This window comes from Aquiflexum sp., from assembly GCF_041751335.1.
In the GTDB taxonomy this organism is placed as follows: domain Bacteria; phylum Bacteroidota; class Bacteroidia; order Cytophagales; family Cyclobacteriaceae; genus Aquiflexum.
On sequence record NZ_JBGSXS010000184.1, the window covers coordinates 1 to 19044 of the forward strand.

The 19044-nt window shown below is 36.9% G+C and carries 16 protein-coding genes; 7 read left to right on the forward strand and 9 right to left on the reverse strand.

Annotated elements, in window-relative coordinates:
• Nucleotides 1–105: 105 nt before the first annotated feature.
• Nucleotides 106–555 (reverse strand): cold-shock protein, encoded by a 450-nt coding sequence (locus ACEW8U_RS10105; RefSeq protein WP_373521917.1) that lies wholly within the window; start codon nt 553–555, stop codon nt 106–108.
• A gap of 266 nt (nt 556–821) precedes the next feature.
• Here ACEW8U_RS10105 and ACEW8U_RS10110 point away from each other — a divergent pair, with 266 nt between their 5' ends.
• Together ACEW8U_RS10110 and ACEW8U_RS10115 are read left to right on the forward strand one after the other, a co-directional pair.
• The gene (locus tag ACEW8U_RS10110; protein WP_373521918.1) at nt 822–1943 is read left to right on the forward strand and encodes an XdhC family protein; all 1122 of its coding nucleotides are present in this window, start codon (nt 822–824) and stop codon (nt 1941–1943) included.
• The gene (locus ACEW8U_RS10115) at nt 1940–2536 is read left to right on the forward strand and encodes an NTP transferase domain-containing protein (RefSeq protein ID WP_373521919.1); all 597 of its coding nucleotides are present in this window, start codon (nt 1940–1942) and stop codon (nt 2534–2536) included. The genes ACEW8U_RS10110 and ACEW8U_RS10115 overlap by 4 nt, the downstream gene beginning before the upstream one ends.
• Here ACEW8U_RS10115 and ACEW8U_RS10120 read toward each other — a convergent pair.
• Nucleotides 2533–3678, reverse strand: a complete 1146-nt coding sequence (locus tag ACEW8U_RS10120; protein WP_373521920.1) for a cysteine desulfurase family protein — start codon at nt 3676–3678, stop codon at nt 2533–2535. The two genes, ACEW8U_RS10115 and ACEW8U_RS10120, sit on opposite strands and share 4 nt — an antisense overlap.
• Before the next feature lie 78 nt (nt 3679–3756).
• On the opposite strand from ACEW8U_RS10120, the gene ACEW8U_RS10125 reads away from it, so the two are divergent.
• Complete coding sequence (locus tag ACEW8U_RS10125) at nt 3757–4113, forward strand: hypothetical protein (protein ID WP_373521921.1); 357 nt, start codon at nt 3757–3759, stop codon at nt 4111–4113.
• Between the two features lie 324 nt (nt 4114–4437).
• Here ACEW8U_RS10125 and ACEW8U_RS10130 read toward each other — a convergent pair whose 3' ends face one another.
• On the reverse strand, nt 4438–6597 hold the full coding sequence (locus ACEW8U_RS10130; RefSeq protein WP_373521922.1) for a molybdopterin cofactor-binding domain-containing protein: 2160 nt from the start codon (nt 6595–6597) through the stop codon (nt 4438–4440).
• Nucleotides 6598–6599: 2 nt separating this feature from the next.
• On the reverse strand, nt 6600–7058 hold the full coding sequence (locus tag ACEW8U_RS10135) for a (2Fe-2S)-binding protein (RefSeq protein ID WP_373521923.1): 459 nt from the start codon (nt 7056–7058) through the stop codon (nt 6600–6602).
• Between the two features lie 309 nt (nt 7059–7367).
• On the opposite strand from ACEW8U_RS10135, the gene ACEW8U_RS10140 reads away from it, so the two are divergent.
• From ACEW8U_RS10140 to ACEW8U_RS10155, 4 genes are read left to right on the forward strand one after another with little or no spacing between them, the layout of a single operon-like run.
• On the forward strand, nt 7368–8204 hold the full coding sequence (locus tag ACEW8U_RS10140; protein WP_373521924.1) for a DUF5675 family protein: 837 nt from the start codon (nt 7368–7370) through the stop codon (nt 8202–8204).
• Nucleotides 8201–9931 carry an N-acetylmuramidase domain-containing protein gene (locus ACEW8U_RS10145; protein ID WP_373521925.1) on the forward strand — a complete coding sequence of 577 codons (1731 nt, stop codon included), beginning with the start codon at nt 8201–8203 and terminating at the stop codon, nt 9929–9931. Before ACEW8U_RS10140 ends, ACEW8U_RS10145 begins: the two co-directional genes overlap by 4 nt.
• Entirely contained in the window at nt 9931–10572 is a 642-nt protein-coding gene (locus ACEW8U_RS10150; protein ID WP_373521926.1) for a DUF4230 domain-containing protein, read from the forward strand. The genes ACEW8U_RS10145 and ACEW8U_RS10150 overlap by 1 nt, the downstream gene beginning before the upstream one ends.
• Nucleotides 10569–12704: a DUF4230 domain-containing protein gene (locus tag ACEW8U_RS10155; protein ID WP_373521927.1), complete on the forward strand. Its 2136-nt coding sequence runs from the start codon at nt 10569–10571 to the stop codon at nt 12702–12704. The genes ACEW8U_RS10150 and ACEW8U_RS10155 overlap by 4 nt, the downstream gene beginning before the upstream one ends.
• A gap of 6 nt (nt 12705–12710) precedes the next feature.
• Here ACEW8U_RS10155 and ACEW8U_RS10160 read toward each other — a convergent pair whose 3' ends face one another.
• The 5 genes from ACEW8U_RS10160 to ACEW8U_RS10180 are packed head-to-tail and all read right to left on the reverse strand — an operon-like array spanning nt 12711 to nt 19028.
• The gene (locus ACEW8U_RS10160) at nt 12711–15065 is read right to left on the reverse strand and encodes a GMC family oxidoreductase N-terminal domain-containing protein (protein ID WP_373521928.1); all 2355 of its coding nucleotides are present in this window, start codon (nt 15063–15065) and stop codon (nt 12711–12713) included.
• Between the two features lie 7 nt (nt 15066–15072).
• Complete coding sequence (locus ACEW8U_RS10165; protein WP_373521929.1) at nt 15073–16827, reverse strand: metallophosphoesterase; 1755 nt, start codon at nt 16825–16827, stop codon at nt 15073–15075.
• Nucleotides 16817–18247 carry a patatin-like phospholipase family protein gene (locus ACEW8U_RS10170; RefSeq protein WP_373521930.1) on the reverse strand — a complete coding sequence of 477 codons (1431 nt, stop codon included), beginning with the start codon at nt 18245–18247 and terminating at the stop codon, nt 16817–16819. The genes ACEW8U_RS10165 and ACEW8U_RS10170 overlap by 11 nt, the downstream gene beginning before the upstream one ends.
• Entirely contained in the window at nt 18244–18654 is a 411-nt protein-coding gene (locus ACEW8U_RS10175) for a DUF4345 family protein (protein ID WP_373521931.1), read from the reverse strand. The genes ACEW8U_RS10170 and ACEW8U_RS10175 overlap by 4 nt, the downstream gene beginning before the upstream one ends.
• Nucleotides 18651–19028 carry a patatin gene (locus ACEW8U_RS10180; protein ID WP_373521932.1) on the reverse strand — a complete coding sequence of 126 codons (378 nt, stop codon included), beginning with the start codon at nt 19026–19028 and terminating at the stop codon, nt 18651–18653. The genes ACEW8U_RS10175 and ACEW8U_RS10180 overlap by 4 nt, the downstream gene beginning before the upstream one ends.
• Nucleotides 19029–19044: the final 16 nt, after the last annotated feature.

Sequence of the window (19044 nt, forward strand, 5' to 3'; positions counted from 1 at the left end):
GAAAGACTTGCAATTTTCATGTTATATAAAATAAAATTTTAGGAAAAGGCCTGACCTTTTCCTAAAATCCTAAATAAAAATGTCCTTTTGTTAACAGATAATTTATTACTTCACCAATTTCACCTCAATAGCGCTCAGGCCTTTAGGTGTTTTTTCGGTTTCATAAGTTACCTTGTCATTTTCTTTGATTGGGTCAATACAGGCCTTGAAGTGAACAAATAGACTTTCTTGGGTCTGATCGTCTTTGATGAAGCCATAGCCTTTTGAGTCATTAAAAAATGTCACTTTACCTGTTTTGGGAAGACCTTCATCTTCACCCTCTACTTGCTTTGAAGTACCGATCTGAATACTTTCAACGTCAATCTTTTTCTTTTTGGTAGGGTCAGGTGGAGTTGAAGTGATATTGCCATCCTCATCTACATAGGCGATCATATCTTCATAGTCGGCAGTTTCATTGGATTTACGTGCCTCTTTCTTTTCTTCCTTTTCCTTTTTCTTTTTAAGTCTTAATTTTTCTTTTTCCTTTTTATTGAAGGTTTCTCTTGATTTTGACATTCAGTAATTTATCTAATTAAACATTTTTTTATCTAAAAAATTTATACTTCTAATCTCTTACATTTTGGATCAACATCCAAAAATGTAATGGATGAATTGCAAAAATACCATGAAATTCTGTGCATTCCCTAATTTATGTTAAAAGTATTTGATTTAAACAGTCTAAGTAAATATCTAAATAAAAACCTCAGCCCACTATAAATATAAATAGTATCTTTTCACTGGTTTTTTTAGCTTAGTTGATATATTTAAATCTCAAAAAATCCATGAAAGAACTCCAACAAATCATCCAAGGATACGAAAAAAGCAAAACTAGAAATCAAAGTACAGCCTTAGCAACTGTGGTCAAAGTGGATGGTTCTGCCTACAGAAGACCCGGAGCTAGGATGTTGGTTACAGAAGACGGAGAACTTACAGGTGCAATTAGTGGGGGCTGCCTTGAAGGTGATGCTTTAAGAAAAGCGCAGTCGGTCATTTTTCAGCAACGATCTATGGTGGTAACCTACGATACCACTGATGAGGATGATCAGAAATTTGGTGTGGGCTTAGGATGCAACGGTATCATTCAGGTTTTGATAGAACCGATCGATATTAATGACAAAGAAAATCCTGTTGAATTATTAAAAACAGCTTTAAGCGAAAGACAATCGAGTAATTTGGTCACTATTTTTTCTTTAAAGAATTCCCGGTCTGAACAAATAGGTACAAAAATTCTGAAAAAAGGGAAAATCATACATGGTTCCCTAGAAAAAATAGAAAATGGATTATTAAATCAAATTCATGATGAATTAACATATAATATTGATAAACAGTCAAATATAATAATCAATTATTCTGAACATGATGATGTTTTTGTATTTTATGAAAGTATCAAACCACCTGTGCAAATTTTCCTTTTTGGTGCGGGTAATGACACAATTCCATTGGCAAAAATGGCAGCAATATTAGGATGGCAGATTCAATTGATAGATGGAAGAAAAAACCACGCTACCAAAGAAAGATTTCCGGATGCATCCACAATTATAACTGGATCTCCTTCAGAAGTGGTTCAGCATCTTCAACCTGATTCCAATTCGGTGGCTTTGCTGATGACGCATAATTTTGAATATGAATTGGAGGTATTAGGTCACCTAATTTCGTATAACTTACCCTATGTGGGAATTTTAGGGCCAAAGAAAAAGACCGAAAAACTTATTTCCAGGTTATCAGAAAAAGGAATCAAGATTTCCACAGAAAATATATATGCACCGACAGGATTAAACCTCGGAGCTGAAGGTTCTGAGGAAATCGCTTTATCTGTTCTTGCTGAGATTAAAGCAGTGCTAAATAATAAGAAACCATTTTTTCTGAGAGACAAGTCTGGTCCAATACATGAAGAAGAATTATGAAATCTCTCAAAACAGGAATCATTATTCTAGCAGCAGGGAGCTCTTCCCGACTTGGTCAGCCAAAGCAATTACTTTTATATAAAGGAAAAACTTTGATCATTAAGGCAATAGAGACGGCTCTTTGGAGCAGCGCCCATGCTTGTGTTTTAATCCTTGGTGCCAACTTCGAATCAATAACAAAAGTAGTCCAGAACACAAATGTTGACATAATTATCAATCATGATTGGGAAAAAGGTATGGCTTCTGGCATGCAAAAAGGTTTGGACTTTTTAGAAAAAAAACTTGCTCCAGATCAGGTAATCTTAATGCTTTGCGATCAACCTTTTGTTGATTCTGAACTCCTCAACAATTTGATCAATAAGCAAACTGAAACCGGAAAAGGGATTATTGCTAGCCACTACAATGGAATATCTGGCGTGCCAGTTCTCTTTTCAAGTATATACTTTTCTGAGTTATATGACCTAAAAGGTTCAGAAGGAGCTAAAAAAGTACTTTATAAGCATTCTGGCGATTTGGCAATAGTTGATTTTCCTGATGCTGCCATTGATATTGATACGCTGGAGGATTATGAGAAATTAAAGAAAGGTAGTTAGAGACCTCTAAGTGCTTTTATTACTTTCTCAATGTAGTAAGCGGCATACTCAATATCCTTTTCAGAAGTATCTTTCCCCAAACTGAATCTAATGGAGGCCCTTCCCAAATCGGATTCAAGACCCATAGCAGCCAAAACATGAGAAGGCTTGGGTAAAATACTGGTACACGCTGATCCTGAGCTAACCGCTATTTCTTTATTGACTCTTCTGAGCAATTCTTCCCCTTCTACACCTGAAAATGCGATATTGCTGACATGGGAAAGTCTTTTGGTCTGACTTCCGTTTAAAAAAGCTCCTTTTATACTTAATAATCTTTTTTCCAGTTTATCTCTTATGAATCCCAACTTTTCTGCATTTTCATTCAAATCATTAAACCTTAATTGTGCAGCTTTTCCAAAGCCTACAATCCCGGGTACATTCAAAGTTCCACTTCTAAAACCCTTCTCATGTCCTCCCCCTTCAATCAATGCCAATGGTTTGGGTAAATGATGGTTGTGTCGGATGTAAAGAGCCCCAACTCCTTTTGGTCCATACATCTTGTGGGCAGAGATAGCCATTAAATGTATTCCTTTAGTCAAAATCGGAATCTTACCTGCCGCTTGAACTGCATCAGTAAAAAGTATAAGGTCACGCTCCTCGGCTATTTTCATCAATTCTGTCATGGGATGAAGTAAACCTGTTTCATTGTTTGCCCACATGAAAGCAAGCATTTTGGTATGAGGAAGAATTTCAGATTTTAAACCATCCAAATCTATCTCACCAAATTTATTAACAGAAAGGTAAGTCACTTCTGCACCTTTTGACTCCAAATACCTGAAAGTATCCAAAACTGCTTTGTGCTCTGTTTTGCAGGTGATATAATGTTGTTTATGTCCCTGATAAAATTCGAAAATACCTTTCAATGCCAGGTTAATGGACTCGGTGGCTCCGGATGTAAAAACGATTTCCTTTGTTTTGGCACCTATAAGATTGGCAATATGCTCCCTAGAAGTCTCCACTGCATCTTCTGCCATCCAACCATAAGGATGACTCTTGCTCGCTGCATTGCCAAAATGGTGACCAAACCAAGGCATCATGGCTTCTATTACTTCCTTATCACAGGGAGTCGTTGAATTGTAGTCTAAATAAATAGGGTATTTCATGTATTTCCCAATGTAAAACCTTTGGCTTATTCAAGCAAAATATTTAACGAATTACGACTAAATTAACTAATTTTGAATATGCATGAAACTTGGAAATTTGATATTTCAACATCTGATGATGATAGAAGTCTTAAAGACGTTATGAAGGAACTCCTTCTTGAAAACCAAAAGGATATGGGGATTTTTCTTTCTTATTATTATAAAAAAGATGGTGCTATAACAGAGGGAGTTCAATTATATGGACCTATTAACTTTGTGAAGGAATACAGTGGCGATTTCCTTGTTGATTTTGAATTGATATTTTATAATGCCTGCCTCAACATCCATGAGCAAAACAAAGAAAAAATGAAAATCCAGTTTGAAATTGACCTGGATTCAAAGGAACTTATTCTAATAGGGCCATATTGGCCGGAGAGGGAAATGGATGAGATTTGAAGAAGCCGTAAGACATTAGATATTAGACTAAAATCAACTCTAAATCAGAAAAGCATTTTTTTTTGCAGATATTTTAAAAACATGAAGAAACATAATTGTGAAGCATGAAATTTTACACCTACAACAACTTAATTCTGAGGTACAACCTCAATGATCTCAAAAACATACTCAAAATTTTAAACAGGATAAAAGTTTATTGAAGAAAATGAGTTTGGTTTCATAACTCAACCTTGACGAGAAAGTCATCTCAAGTCTAATGTCTCAAATATAATGTCTCAAAAAAAAACCTTCCCAATAGCAAAACCACTGGGAAGGTCCGATAATCTAAGTTCTCTTGATCTGTAATTTGATGTCTGAGAACTCTTTTTGTTCAATAAATGGTTGAGTTCTGATCCTTCGCCCTGTTGCTGCAAATATTGCATTGGCGATTGCACCACCTGTTGGAGGTAGAGCAGGCTCTCCCAAACCAGTAGGTGAAAAACCACTGTCTACAAAGTGAACATCCACTTCTGGTACCTCTTTCATTCTAATCAACCTATAGGTATCAAAATTTCTTTGCCTTGGAAGACCATTTTCGAAAGTCATATTGGTAAACATGGCGTGACCCATTCCATCCACGATTCCTCCTCTTACTTGTTGGTTTGCTCCTGTTGGATGGACTACTGTGCCACAATCGGTGACAGCAGTGATTTTTTTCAAGACAGGCTGGCCATTTTCCATTTCTATATTAGCAACTTGGGCAACGTAGGACCTATGCGAGAAATACACACTAAATCCCTGCATTACCTCTTTATTTTTACCCCAATTGGATTTGTCTGCAGCTGTTTGGATAACCCCGCGCATTCTATCTATATCATAATGAATTTCACCAACAGGATTGTTTTTGGCCCTATCTAAGAGATCCAATCTCAATTTTACAGGGTCTTTTTTGCCTGCCAAAGCCACTTCATCCAAAAATGATTGCTCTGCATAGGCCAAGAAATTTGTAATAGGAGCTCTCCATGCATTTGTGGTGATGGTGGATTTATGCTCCACGTTTTCTATCAGGAGATTTTCAACCGAACCAGAAGGGAAGTTATTTTCCCTTGTGGAATTACCTGCATTGATGCCAACACCTCGGAGTTTATATCCAATCATATTTCCCTGATCGTCCAAAGCTGCTTGGAATCTATATCTTACTGCGGGTCTGTATGCACCGCCAGTTATATCATCCTCGCGACTCCAGGTTACCTTTACAGGCTTATCTAGTATTTTTGATAATTCTACTGCTTCTACCACAAAATCAGCTGCCAGTCTCCTACCAAAACCGCCTCCTAGTCTGGTTAATTCAACTGTGATATTTTCCACTGGAATGTCAAGCAATTTTGCAGTCTCCATTCTTGCCCTGTCCGGTGTTTGAGTGGGGCCGACGAGTTCTGCTTTATCACCTTTTACATGTGCAAAGAAATTCTGTGGCTCCATGGGAGAATGCGATAAAAATGGACATTGGTACTCACTGGTGACTACTTGGGCGGCATTCTTGAATGCCGACTCCACATCACCGTCCTTACGCATGACCTTGGCATTTTTACTTTCGAGCAGTTCTTTGAATATGCGATCATGATCAAAACTACTTTCTATGGTTCCATCAGGCTCATATTCTATTCTTAATTTGTTTTTCGCTTTCATCAGCGGCCAGGTGGTCTCTCCTATTACAGCTACATTGTTTTTGAATACAATTACATCTGAAACCCCAGCAACAGAACGTGCAGCAGAATCATCCACTGATTTAATTTTCATACCGAAAGGAGGCCTGGTAACCATCGCATTGACCATGCCCTCTCTATAAAAATCCAGACCAAATAAAGGTTGGCCTGTATAAAGTTCTTTCCCTTTTACATTTTTTATAGGAGTTCCTATAATTTTAAAATCTTTAGGATCCTTTAAAGTTACTTCATCAGGAGCTGTCAGTTTTGATGCATCTGTGACCATTTCTCCATAAGAGAATTTTTTGGTTCCGTTGTGAAATATCTGTCCGTTTTCAGTAGTCAATTCAGAGGCAGGAACTCCAAGCTTTTCAGCGGCTGCAGCTACTAAAAGATGTCTGGCAGTCGCACCGGCTTTCCTCAACCTATCCCATGAATGTGGCATAGCTCCGGATCCTCCAGTAACCTGTCGGTCATATTTTTCATTGTCCAAAGCTGCTTGAAATACCCTTACTTTGCTCCAATCTGCATCAAGTTCTTCAGCAACAATCATCGGAAATGAAGTGATGATATTTTGACCTAACTCGGGGTTGGGTGAATATATAACCACATCACCTGTTGGAGAAATGGATAGATAGGCATTGAAATCATGAACTTGCGAAAGCACTTCCTCATCAGAGAGTACCTGGATTTTGGGTGAATCACAGCTTGCCCAATTGAAACCGATAAATAAACCTCCCGCTGTAGTTCCAGCAATTTTAAGGAAGTCTCTCCTATTTGTTTTTGTTAGATTTGCCATGATTATTTAAGTTTTGCTGCCATTGCTACTGCTTCTCTAATTTTGTGGTAAGTACCACATCTGCATAGATTCCTGTTCATCACATTCTCTATTTCTTCCAAAGAAGGATTGGGATTTTTTTTCAGGAAAGCAGATGCTGTCATAATTTGGCCTGTCTGGCAATAGCCACATTGCGCCACATCAACATCGGCCCATGCTTTTTGCACAGGATGGTCTCCATTTTCTGATAAACCTTCAATCGTAGTTATTTTATCTGATCCAACACTGGAAACTGGTAAAGTACAGGAATATACTGCCTCATCATTCAGATGGACCATACAAGCACCGCATTGGGCGATCCCGCAGGAATATTTGGTACCTACAAGACCCAAGTGGTCCCTTAAAACCCAAAGTAAAGGTGTGTCATCATCGACATCCACTTGATGCTCTTGGCCATTAATTCGAAGTTTGAAATTTGCCATTTGTCTTATTTTAATGGTGAATTTTTAAATTTAATGAATATGTGTGTCCTTTCTAGTTCGATAGCATACTATTATTAAAGGAATTTGATAAAGTATAAAATTGTTTCCTTGAATGGAATAAAAGGTTTTTTATAAAGCTTAATATTTAGAATTTTTCATAAGCTAGTACAAAACCCGTTTTGAAATTTATCTAAAGTTAAGTTTCCATTTTCTTGATTATTAGCTCGTTAATATTTAAATTTTAACCTTATATAGTTTCTTTTTATTACCTCTACCATATTTGGAAACATTTTATCTTTAAAAAGCAAAATGAAAAAATTTGCTGCACTTTTAATTATTGCGCTGGTTGCCATCATTGTATTGGTACTGTTCACCAATCCAAATCTATTTGGCAAGGCATGGTTGTATGTTATAGGTTTTATTGGGTATGTGGTTGTCTTGGTGGAAAATGGATTTAAGAAAATCGCTGGGGCTTTTTCGGGTTCAAAAGAAAGTAAAACTGATGGTTTTCCCCTACCACATGTTGATAAAAACAACGATTCTCAAGTCATTGAGCAAAAAACCAAAGAAATTTCAGCCTTAAATCAGAAAATAAAAGATCTTGAAATAAAGCTTCAGCAGTCTAAAATAGAAGAAGGAACTCTTCTGGGAAAATGTACACTGACAGTTTTGCGATATATAGATGATGGAGAAACGACATTAGGACTTATTTTTCTTAGAAATAAATTTTTTGCTTATACCCTGGAGGATACCCATCAAGACGAAAAAGTGAGGGGAAAAACAAGAATATCCGCTGGCATTTACAACATTGGTTACAGTCCTGTTGATCCAGCCCACTCAAGGATAACCAGAGATTACTTAAGAGATTTCCAACCATGGTTTACTAGACACCTTCACCTAAGAAATGTTCCTGAATTTGAAGGTATTTATATCCATGTGGGCAATTATCATGAAAATACAGAAGGTTGCATCTTAATAGCTGACGGAGTAACCGCAGGCACAAGCCGTAAATCCCTTCGGAATTCAAGAGATGCTTACCAAAGATTTTATAAAATTATAGCCGCTCTTCTCGATTCCAATGAACATGTAAATATTCAAATACTCAACGAAGATTGGTTTGATCGAAGTAAACTGACATCACTATGAAAGAATTGAACAACAGCTTTTACCAATTGTGGATAAAAATTGCTGCAACAGTGATTTTGACCATTATCGTAGGATTTTTCCTTAGGCATTTTTTTCAGGAAGACCAAAATGTTTTGGCCTGGACCCTTCCCTCAATCATTGCCCTTGGATTAATTTATTGGGTAGTAATCAGCTATTTCAAAGAAAAGGATGTTAGGAACTCTTATTATGTCAATAAATACCATGATGTCTTTTTTAAAGGAACGATAATTTTCGCCATACTTTTGGTTTCAATTTCGATTACTTACAGTGTTTTAATGTATTTAGAACAAAAGAATATTTTTGCCATTGTTGGATTGTTGATGCTGGTATCATGGCTGGCTGTTTTTATGATATATTTTGTTTGGTCAGTTTATCATTACAATATAAATTTTGGAATTACTGATGGAGAATGGGCTGAAATAGCAGAAGCCAAAAGACAGGGGAGGAATTTGGAACTTGAAAATCCGGATTTCCAGATTCGTGAACCTAAGTACAACCCCTACCGAAGTCAGACCTTCGGCCTTCCTCCAGGAACTGTAAGGGGCATGATTGCTTTTACTTTATTGTTTGGAGGGATCTCTCTTTTGGTTGCAAGTATGGGTACTGAGGAAATCAATCCTGAAATGATGCAATTAAGGATCCAACAATTTGAATTTTTTGAAACGGCATTTTTGATGATGATTGCTTTTTATTTTGGTGACAGGTCACTCAAATATTTTAGGGATAGGTGGAGAAATCCAAATCAATCTAGCACTAATCAGGATCCATCAATAATTAGAACCCAATCCAATACTTCAAATACGGATGGAATTCCTCCAACAACAATAGGTTTCGATGATTCTTTATCAGAGGATGATAGGGCATTTTTTGAAGATGACAGGGAGTTTGGACTTTCAACCCAAAAAGAAGAACCAACTCCTTCCTCATTTACAGAACTTAAAAACAATCTCATCAAAACCAGCCCTGAACCAGACGAATCTGTAAATACATTTGGGTTTGTGCAGATCAAGGATAATGTCAACGGCAAAATCCTTAATGATGATCAACTCATGGATTCACTGGAAAAACTTGCTGAGAGTAAAGACCTTATCCTATCACTCTCTGTGGTCAAAGCTGTTATCGAAGTCGAATCTTCAGGACGTGGTCATCTAAAAAATGGTGATGCCAAAATACTTTTTGAAGGACACCTCTTTTGGAGACTGCTTAAAAATAAGGGGATGTCGGAGGATGAATTGGAAAAACTACAAAAACCAAATAAGGATATTCTTTATAAATCATGGACGAGAGAATTTTATAAAGGTGGAATTGGAGAATATGAAAGACTGGAAAGAGCCAAAAAGATTGATCCAAAATTGGCAGTCTATTCGGCTTCATGGGGCTTGTTCCAGATATTGGGAGAAAACCTGGATCATAATATTAAATCCAGAATCGGTGAAGGTGAAGATCAATATAAATCTTGGATTGAATTTGAGGAAAAGCAACATGAGCATGAAAAATACCACTTCTTGGATTTTATGGCATTCATCATGACCAAAAAATTTAAAGGTACGCCTTTGATAAATTTCATTTCAGAAAATGAAAACAGTAATGGCAATTATAATTGGGCAAACTTTGCTCATGGTTATAACGGTAGCGGTTATAAAGCAAATAAATATGATATAAGATTGCAGGCAGCATACGAAAAACACAGGAAACTACTTCAGTGATGAAAGCCCAAAGCTCATTTACAAATTATTTTTATTACGCTCCTGTGCTGTTAATTTTGGCAGTGTTGGTCTCCTCCTGCAAAAATAATGACAGGGCGCTTATTGTTGGCAAAATCCAAAATGCATCAGATCTGGCCACTACCGAATTTGTGATCGATAAAATTGTTTTTGGCACCAAAACCAAACGGCTTGCCTTTTTCAAAATCAATGAAGCCAGCTTTATGGCATATTCCCAAGCAAAGGTCAAAGCCGGAATAGATTTGAGTAAAATAAGAGAAAGTGACATCAGGATAGATGGTGACAAAATCCACTTAATGCTTCCTTCCATAGAAGTGATCAATTTTTCTTATCCTCCTGCAAGTTTTGTCGAAGATTCTTTGATTTCTAATCCCAGAATATTTCTCAACAAAATTAATATCAGAGATCAAGAGGAATTTTTCCGTCTTGCAGAACTTGATATAAGGGAAAACCTGCAATACATGGGTATCGTCAAGACTACCCAAAACCATACTAGACAATTGTTCAATGTACTTTTGGGCTCTTTGGGATATAAAGAAATCTACATCAATTTTGAAAATGATGATCTGATTATTTCCAAGGTCAATCTATTGGTAAACCCTGAAAACCTGGTGGAACAATGATAGGATGGCTTCTCAGAAATTGGAAATTCTTACTTGATATAGTCATTGTTTTGGCTGTGGTGGTACTTGTTTTCATTTGGAATCCATTTGGGATTTTTGGAGGAGAAGCTAAATTAAAGGATACTGCCAATATGGTGGCAGAAGTCAATCAGATAGGCCAATTGATAACCGCTGAATATTATGGTGAAGTTATTGCCTCCATAGATGAGGCCAGATTGGATTTGATAGAAGATGAAAATATCAGTAACAATGCCATCACTTTGTTCAAAGACATTAAATCGGCTTTAGGAAACTTAAAATCTTTCCAAGACTTACCCAATTCTGAAAAAGATGAGGAATATAAAAAGATGACTCCTATAAGTGGGTGGAGAAGAGTATTAAGGTATGATGTCAATAGCCGGAATATCAGCGATAAGATCAACTATCATGGCTATATGAATGATATCGTTGCAGATCCTCTTTATGATGACATGTTGGAATACATCTATAGGCTCAAAAGTAGGAGACCTAGAAATATCAAATGGGAGCCAAATCCGAGGCACAGAGAAGAGGCTTTATTTATGATTTATAATGAACTTCCCAGTCCAAACGAAACCATTGATCTTGAGGACTTTATGCAGTTTTATTATCAGAACAAAACAGCTGAGTTAAGTAAAAGTGAAACCCGCAAAAAATTAGCGATGGTTGGCCGAGGTTGGGTAAAAGCAGGTTTTGATTTTTCTGAATTGAAAGAATCTTCTGTCATTATCCATGAAAGCCGTGGTGAAATCCATATCATGGGTCTTACGCCACAAATTCTAAATGCAGATATCAATCCTTGGTTTATTCCTGAAAAAGGTATTCCGGGATTCGAAATATTGGATGACAATGGTAGGGTAGATTTCAAAGATGCCAAACTTGTCAAAGAGTATTGTGTGGAAAAACTCCTTGCATTTGCCCACAGGGCTAACATTCTCCAAAAAGCCGAAGACCAAGCTTCTGAGACGCTTAAAAGCCTATTTACACTGATTACAGGAAAGGAAATAAAAAAAGTTGTTTTTCACAATGACCGAATCATCCAAATTGCCAACAGAATAGAAAAGGAACAGGCTGTAAGTCGATTTGATGTTGTTCTCTTGGATTCATTGCTGCAGCAGGAGTTTGACCTGATAAAATCATTAATGGATTCAGCTAAAGTTGATCCAAGGATAAGGCAGTCTTTGTTTCAAAAGGAAAATAATATTGCTTTTGTCATCAAAAATCTTAGGAATATTTCCATAATGGGAATGGACCTGAATTATGGATATTTTTCAAAACAAATTTTGGCAATAGCCGTCGATGGAATTCTGGATAAAGATGAAATCGGACTTTTGGATTCACTTCGGATTGATTGGGAGCTAATTGATAGAATAGATTATTTCAATAAGCACATCCCCTATCCAATATATTTCTGGTATGACAGTCCCGGTGAATATATTTCTGATTTCAATGCTGCCATTTCATTTTTGATGGATAAAAATCTGATAATTGGGGAATTGGAAAGTGTTACAAAAAATATCAGTGAGGTAGATTCCTCTTATTTGGCTACGAATAAAGTATTGAACAGTAAAAAGATCAATGAAGTGGAATTGGTTTTGAACCAGATTCAAAATCCGATAGATGCCAGAGATACTTTATTCAGCCTTTTGTATCCATATCAATACAACAGTAAAATCATCATGAATTTTATCAATAACAAAGAAATTAGGGACGTAAAACTGACTGAGCCAAACCCTTCTGATCTTAAGTTTTGGCATCTTTACCAGATTGACCATGGACACGTAATGCATTTGATACCGGAAGAATTTAATGATTGGATAGAACCAAATATCAGAGCAAAGCTGAGGGAGAATGGAGCATTGAATTTTGGTAACAAATATATTTTGATAGCAGATTCAAGAAAATTCACAAATTTCATTCAGGATTCACCTAAATTATCAAATCCGGAACAGGATCAGGAAATGACCTCTTTTATTGAACTCTTGGTAAATGCAAGATCTGAATATCAAACTCAAGGAACATTGGAGCGGGCCAACAGTTGGGTCAGAAAGAAGTTTGAACAAAGGAAGTCTGAACCAAAATGGCTGACCTCCTTTCGGGAATCTGTAAAATGATGGTGTCTATTCTCTTTTTCCAAGCTTTTTGAAATAAGTTTCAAACACATTTCCTCCAAAGAATTTTCCAAAAGTGCTAATCGCCTTCAAAGACTGAATTTTATTGGAAGTATTCAATGCCTTCATGGTTGTCAGTTGTTTGGCAAAATCTGCGGGTTGGATAATCAGTTTTCCTTTACCTAATATCTTTCCATCCGCAGATTCTCCTTCAAAAACAGTGATGAATAAGGTTGTCGTATCTTTCCATACATCAAATCCTTTATTATTGTAAACATCCTTGAATCCTCTGAAAAAATATTTTTTACCTTCTTTGCTTAATAGAACAGCATTATACAGCATTTTTTTCCTTTCAGGATCCTGACTGTTTTCAATAAAAAGATTGAACGTGCCCTGAATGGCTGCAAGGGGTTCTGATGAAAGCGCAGGCGCCAACATAGTCCCGTACATTCCAGCTTCATGGGTAGAAACTCCCACAAAAGTTTCAACATCCTCAGATCTTATGGTCAGGGTAAATTCAAATGGTGATTTGGAATTTTGCCCCTTTTCAAATCCTTTTTCATAATCTTCGGTTTCTTCCAATGAAAAATATCCTTTCATAGTTTCCGTAAACTGAACACCTGGCTTTATGATGGGACTTGAGTCTTTCTCAGGATGGACATTAAATCCATAATCCAAATCTGTTCCCAATTCTTCTGCTATCACCTTGCAGCTCCTTTCGGCCAATGCACTGATGGTCAATAAAGGATTGGTGCCAACAGGTCTTGGGATCACAGCACCATCCATTACATATAATCCGTCATGAAGGTCGGTTCCTGAGCTTCCTGAAAAAACCTGACCTTTGTGATCCGTAACTCCGAGCCCTGCATGATCTGCCATGCCACAGCCTCCAAGAGGGTGAACGGTCACCAAATCATAATCCATCCGTTTGTTCCATGTTGGATTGGGTACTTGGGTTCCTCCCAAAGCTCGGGTGGCACTCAATAGTTTATCTTCCACTTTCTTGAATATTTCCTGCTTCCCTACTCCTTTCCAATTGATTTGAAGTTGATCATTTTCAAAAACCATTTCACCATTCCCATCATCATGAGTCATCACCAGATAAATTTGTGTATGGTTGATGGCACCATAAAAAGGACCGCGGACCATGCTGACTATTTCCCTCCATTTTCTTTTGAAAAAATTATCTGAAAAAATTCTATCTCTATTCAAACCGAACAATCTTGAAAATGTCAGTAAAGTACCAGGCATAATTCCTCTAATGGGTCCGGGTACTGTGCCTTCTTCCAAAGTCATACCGTTTTCCAATACTGACCCATTCCGCATATCAATCACTGAAGTGATACAAGGGCCAACCTCAGAAACTTGATCATTTCCTCTCTTCCCAAGTCCAATACTATTTATTGGAACATCATTATTGTATCCAAATCCCAACGCATCACCATTGCCTGTAAATCTTTTTCCCAACATTGATGAAACTTTCAATCCTTTTTGTGATGAACGGAAAAGGATTTCGGTAGAACCTAAGGAACCGGCACTCAAAATCACATTATCGGCATACACAAACATTTCAGGTGCGTCAAAGACTTCTCTTCCGGTATTCAAAGGATTGAAAAAGACTTTCCAAGCTCCATTTGATTTCTCCACATGCCTGACATTGATCTCGGTAAAAATATCCGCCCCATGATTAAAAGCGTCAGGAAGGTAGTTCATGGCCGTAGTATTCTTGGCACCTACATTACAACCCGTAACACAATCACCGCAATTGGTACATTTGGGTTGTTGGATTCCAACATGGTTGACTTCCCTGTTCTCAAAGGTCACATTGATATCGAGCAGTTTAAAATCTTCAGCCATACGATTTGCCGAAATACGCATTGCTTCTGTTTTTCTCAAAACAGGATACCCATTCTCATTTTCGGGATAAGGGTTAGGTTGAAGCATTTCCCAAGCCCTTTGTAAGCCTTCTTCAAATGAATTCAGATTTTCTCTTATAGCTATTGGCCATTCTTTTTGTTCCATTACCCGAGGTTCAGGTTTGATGGAGACATTTGCATTTACAAGTGATGTTCCACCAAGGCCACAACCTTTAAAAACATTGATTCCATTACCAAAATTGAATTCATACAAACCGTTTCTTGATTCAGAATTTTTATTTTTTTTCATGTTCATTTCCAAAGCTGCTTCTTTGAGTGTTTTTGGAAATTGACCAGGTAAAAATTCTTTTCCTTTTTCAAAAAGACAAACAGATTTGCCCAAGCGTGACATTCTTGAAGCGGCGATACTACCGCCATATCCTGAACCAATTACAATGAAATCATAATGGCTTTTCAGTTCCGATAAAGATTTGGATAGTTTTTTCATGATATGCTTAGTGTTCTATGGTGATTGGGTTTTCTTCAATAAGGTCATATTTTATATCATCTCCTTTGAAATGTGGGTCCTTGCCTGTGCCTTTATTCACGTCCTTCCAATTTTTTACTACTTTTTTTACCCCAATTGGATAAATTTTTAAAGCCTTGCTATCCAAATGTAACCTTATAAAATTCTTATAATCCTCTCCTAAAAATGATGAAGAGGCCTCTGTGATATGGTTGTTAAGAAAATTACCGCTGACAAGAAGATACAATCCAAAAAGCACACCGCTCAAAATTCCTCCCACAACAATCATTTCTCCCGAAAACCATAATATTTGTTGTAAGCTGTCGATTTCCATCTCCCTCGTCAATAAGTTATATCTGGAAAACACCCAAATGAGAAAATATAAATTCACAATATGAAGTAGTCCATGTATTGCACCTGCGATATAATTCCAATTGCCTTTACCTGATTTGACATCAGTAAAAACCAATAAACCGCCAAATAACAATAAATTCAGAGCCAAGACGGAAGGAATATGGCTTAAGCTGCTGCCTATCAATGATACGTAATCCCCAAATCCACCATCAAATAATGGGATTTCCTTTGCTTTTTGCATAAATGTAGCAGGATCACTTTTAGTACCCACTTGAAGCAGCCAAGTAGTGAAAAGATGAAATATTCCAAAAAATAAAAGCATGCTTACATTATAAAAAGGGAAAAGTAAATTTTTATAGCCCAACAGTATGGAGTCACTTTTGGAAGGAAAAGTTGGTTCTACCAAAGTTGCTTTATATCCTTCCGAAGCAGTAATTTCTTTTTTTAGTGTATGAGTTGTATGCATAAAAGCGCCGCCCCCACCAGCGGTGATCAAATGGCATTTTTTATTGATGATTCCTTCTTCTACATAATGCGAGTAATGGTGTAAGTCTCCGGTCAAAATGGTAGTTACCTGAATACTTTCGTTTTTTCCGCCATAAAAACACTCCGGGTCTTCAGAATGGGTTTTGCCAAAAATGATCTTATCAATAAAAAATTTAAACCGGTCATGTGCAGAGCTTTTTTGGCTAAAAGACTTGTAAACCCAGGAGGGTTCTGCAGTTGCTAAAATGATTTTATCATTTGCTTGTATATCATCTCTTGCAATTTTTTTGAAGTAATTAAGTTGGGGGATATCAATATCAGCATTCAATTGAATATCAATTCCTAAAAGCCAATAGTTATGAGGTAATTTTAACGCGAAATAACTTCTCGACTGTTGGGTTCTCCAATTACCCATTGACCTTTTTTGAAGGAAGACTTTTATAAAATTGGTCAGCCCATCGTACCAGTCATGGTTACCAGGAATTGCGAATAAATGAGGGGGATCGGGGTCGCTTCTGTTGCCAGGAAAAGCCGCATGATACGGTCCTTGCAATCTATTTCTATATTCATGTATTTCCGGAGTGGGATAAACCTCATCACCACCCATAATCAATATTTTACCCCTTTTAATTTTTTCACCATTGACTTCAAGATGATCTTTTGCAAGAAGGTGAGCAATGGTATAAGTAGGATTAAACCCATCCCCTAAATCTGAAATGTAATCAATCCAGATATCCTCTCCATCAGAATAGTCCAAATAACCCACTTCTGGATCAAGTGCGGCCTGCATTTCTCTCCTATCAGCGAAGTTTCCAAAAACTGAAGATACCACGGTTTTAATTCCGGTAGAGGCCAATTGCTTGGGGTCGTACCAGTTTACCATTGGTTTTTTTTCAAATTTCATAAGCTATGAAGTTTTTAATGACTGAAATATATTTTTTGATACCGCCCTTTCTTGGCAAAACAGTGGTGAGGGTACTGTAATATACAGATTTAAATCGGTCTATAATGGATTGATGAAGAGGTACATCGACCTTTAAGTTATCATTTTCATCGTATAATTGAAAGGATATCTGTTTAAAACTTAACCCAAGGAGTAATTCCCATGGAGTGGTAAGAAGGGTCGAAAATTCTATTTTGTGGTGTCTTGAATCAATCAAAATATTTGTTTGGACTTTCATTAAATTTCCCTCTTCCAACTTTGTATTAGAAATTTGACTGTTGAATGTTGGGATATCCTCTAATCCATTGTTGAGTATAAGACTTAAATAAGGTTCAAGTCTCTTAAAATCCTGAAATTCAGCATATCTGAAAAATATAGCCAACTTGACTAACTGAAATTTTGAATTCAATTCAACAACTCCGGTAAAGACTGCTCTAAAACAATAAATATAATTGGGCTCTAAATTAGCTGTGGCAGAATGATCCATCTTCTCTCCATCTATTGGCATTTTTAAAAGGTAATTCTTTGCTTGGGCATATCCCATGTTGATCAATTCCCTTGCATTGATTTTATTCAAGAAAAAATCTGGGTCAAGAGGTAATGCTATTGGAGATTTAAAGACAAATAACTTAGGAGAACTTAGGGAATCATCATTTCCCATTTCATTTAAATCACTTTTTTTGATTAGTTCAATTTGCTTGTATTCTTCCAAAAGTCCCCCACTTGCACTCATCTCAATCATATGAACATATTGATGGAAGGCACCTTGAAGATAAGTTGGACTATTTCCTATTGCCCAAACCAACCAAAGCTCATCTGCTCCTTGATTAACTCCTTCCATAAGATTTGCATCTTTGATCCAAACTGCATCAGTATACCAGGATTCACCTATTTGGATGGCGGGCATAAAAATCGGAAGGGAAACTCCTGCTATTAAATGGTCTTCTGTGACCAATTCATTAGAAATGGCTTCTATGGATTTGGTTGAAAAATTACAGACATTGAATGTAGCGTTGAATCTTTTATTCGAATTGATTTTCCCGATGTCTATTCCAAGGTGTGGAAAAACCTTTGCCCTGATATTATCTGCATCTGCAAAGCCCTTCATTTTAAAAGGTCTGAGATAACTCCTCGCCTTTTTACCTGATATAAAGTCCGTCAATTTTAATGATCTCCACCTTTTGGCTATTTCCTTTGGCAGCAATCCACTTGCCAACATGGCAGTATTGAAAATCCCTCCTGAGGTTCCGTCAATATGCTGAAATTCTACTCCTTCTTCCTCCAAAGCCATCAATACCCCTGCCTGATAGGCAACTCTTAGTCCACCTCCCGCCAAAATTAAAGACCTGAATTTTTGAGATTTAGGTTCGTCTATTTTCATTTTCTTTTAATTTTAGAATAAGAAAAACTGAAAATTACCATCCAACCAATAGCTTCATAAAACATGAAAAACATGGTCAGGTAGCTTGGTTTGCCATCAAATACCCAAGAAAATATTCTCGCCAAAATTCCAAGTCCCATGATGGTCAAAAAAACCCTGTTGAATTTGAAATCAGAAAAAATTTCCTTCACAAACAAAAATGAAAACAGCCCAAATCCCAATTCCAATGCTCTCAAAAACCTATACTGAGACAACAAATTGATCCGTTCAAAATCCGGTAATTGAACTAAATTCAAATTGAACATCATTTCAAAATCCCAAGATGGATAGATAAATGCTCCCCAAACCCCTGCAAGAACTACAAGTCCTATATAGGTAAAAAAGAAAAAATAACTGGCTTTTTTCATTTCGGGTTGAGTGTTTTGATATAATATAGAAATAATAAGCCTGAGAAAAGATCAAAAATTGCCACACCGGAAGCCATCCATGAAAACAAACCGTTAAGGACTCCTAAACTAACAGCTACAAAAGCACCAAGTTTTTGCATGGCACACCAGAAAACCGCAACTGAGCTTGTATGTGTGTTGTAAACTGTATGTAACATCATACTACCAAACAAAGCCATAAACATCCCTACTATGGCAAATAAGTGACTAGAAATAGGAAAAACCTCCGCGCCAATTACTTTCAACACAAATGCCGGCATAAAAACCTGCGATAACCCTGATATAATCGTTATGACAGATATGGCAATAACGATGAGTGTTAAGTTCTTTTTCATGGGATTGAATAAAGGT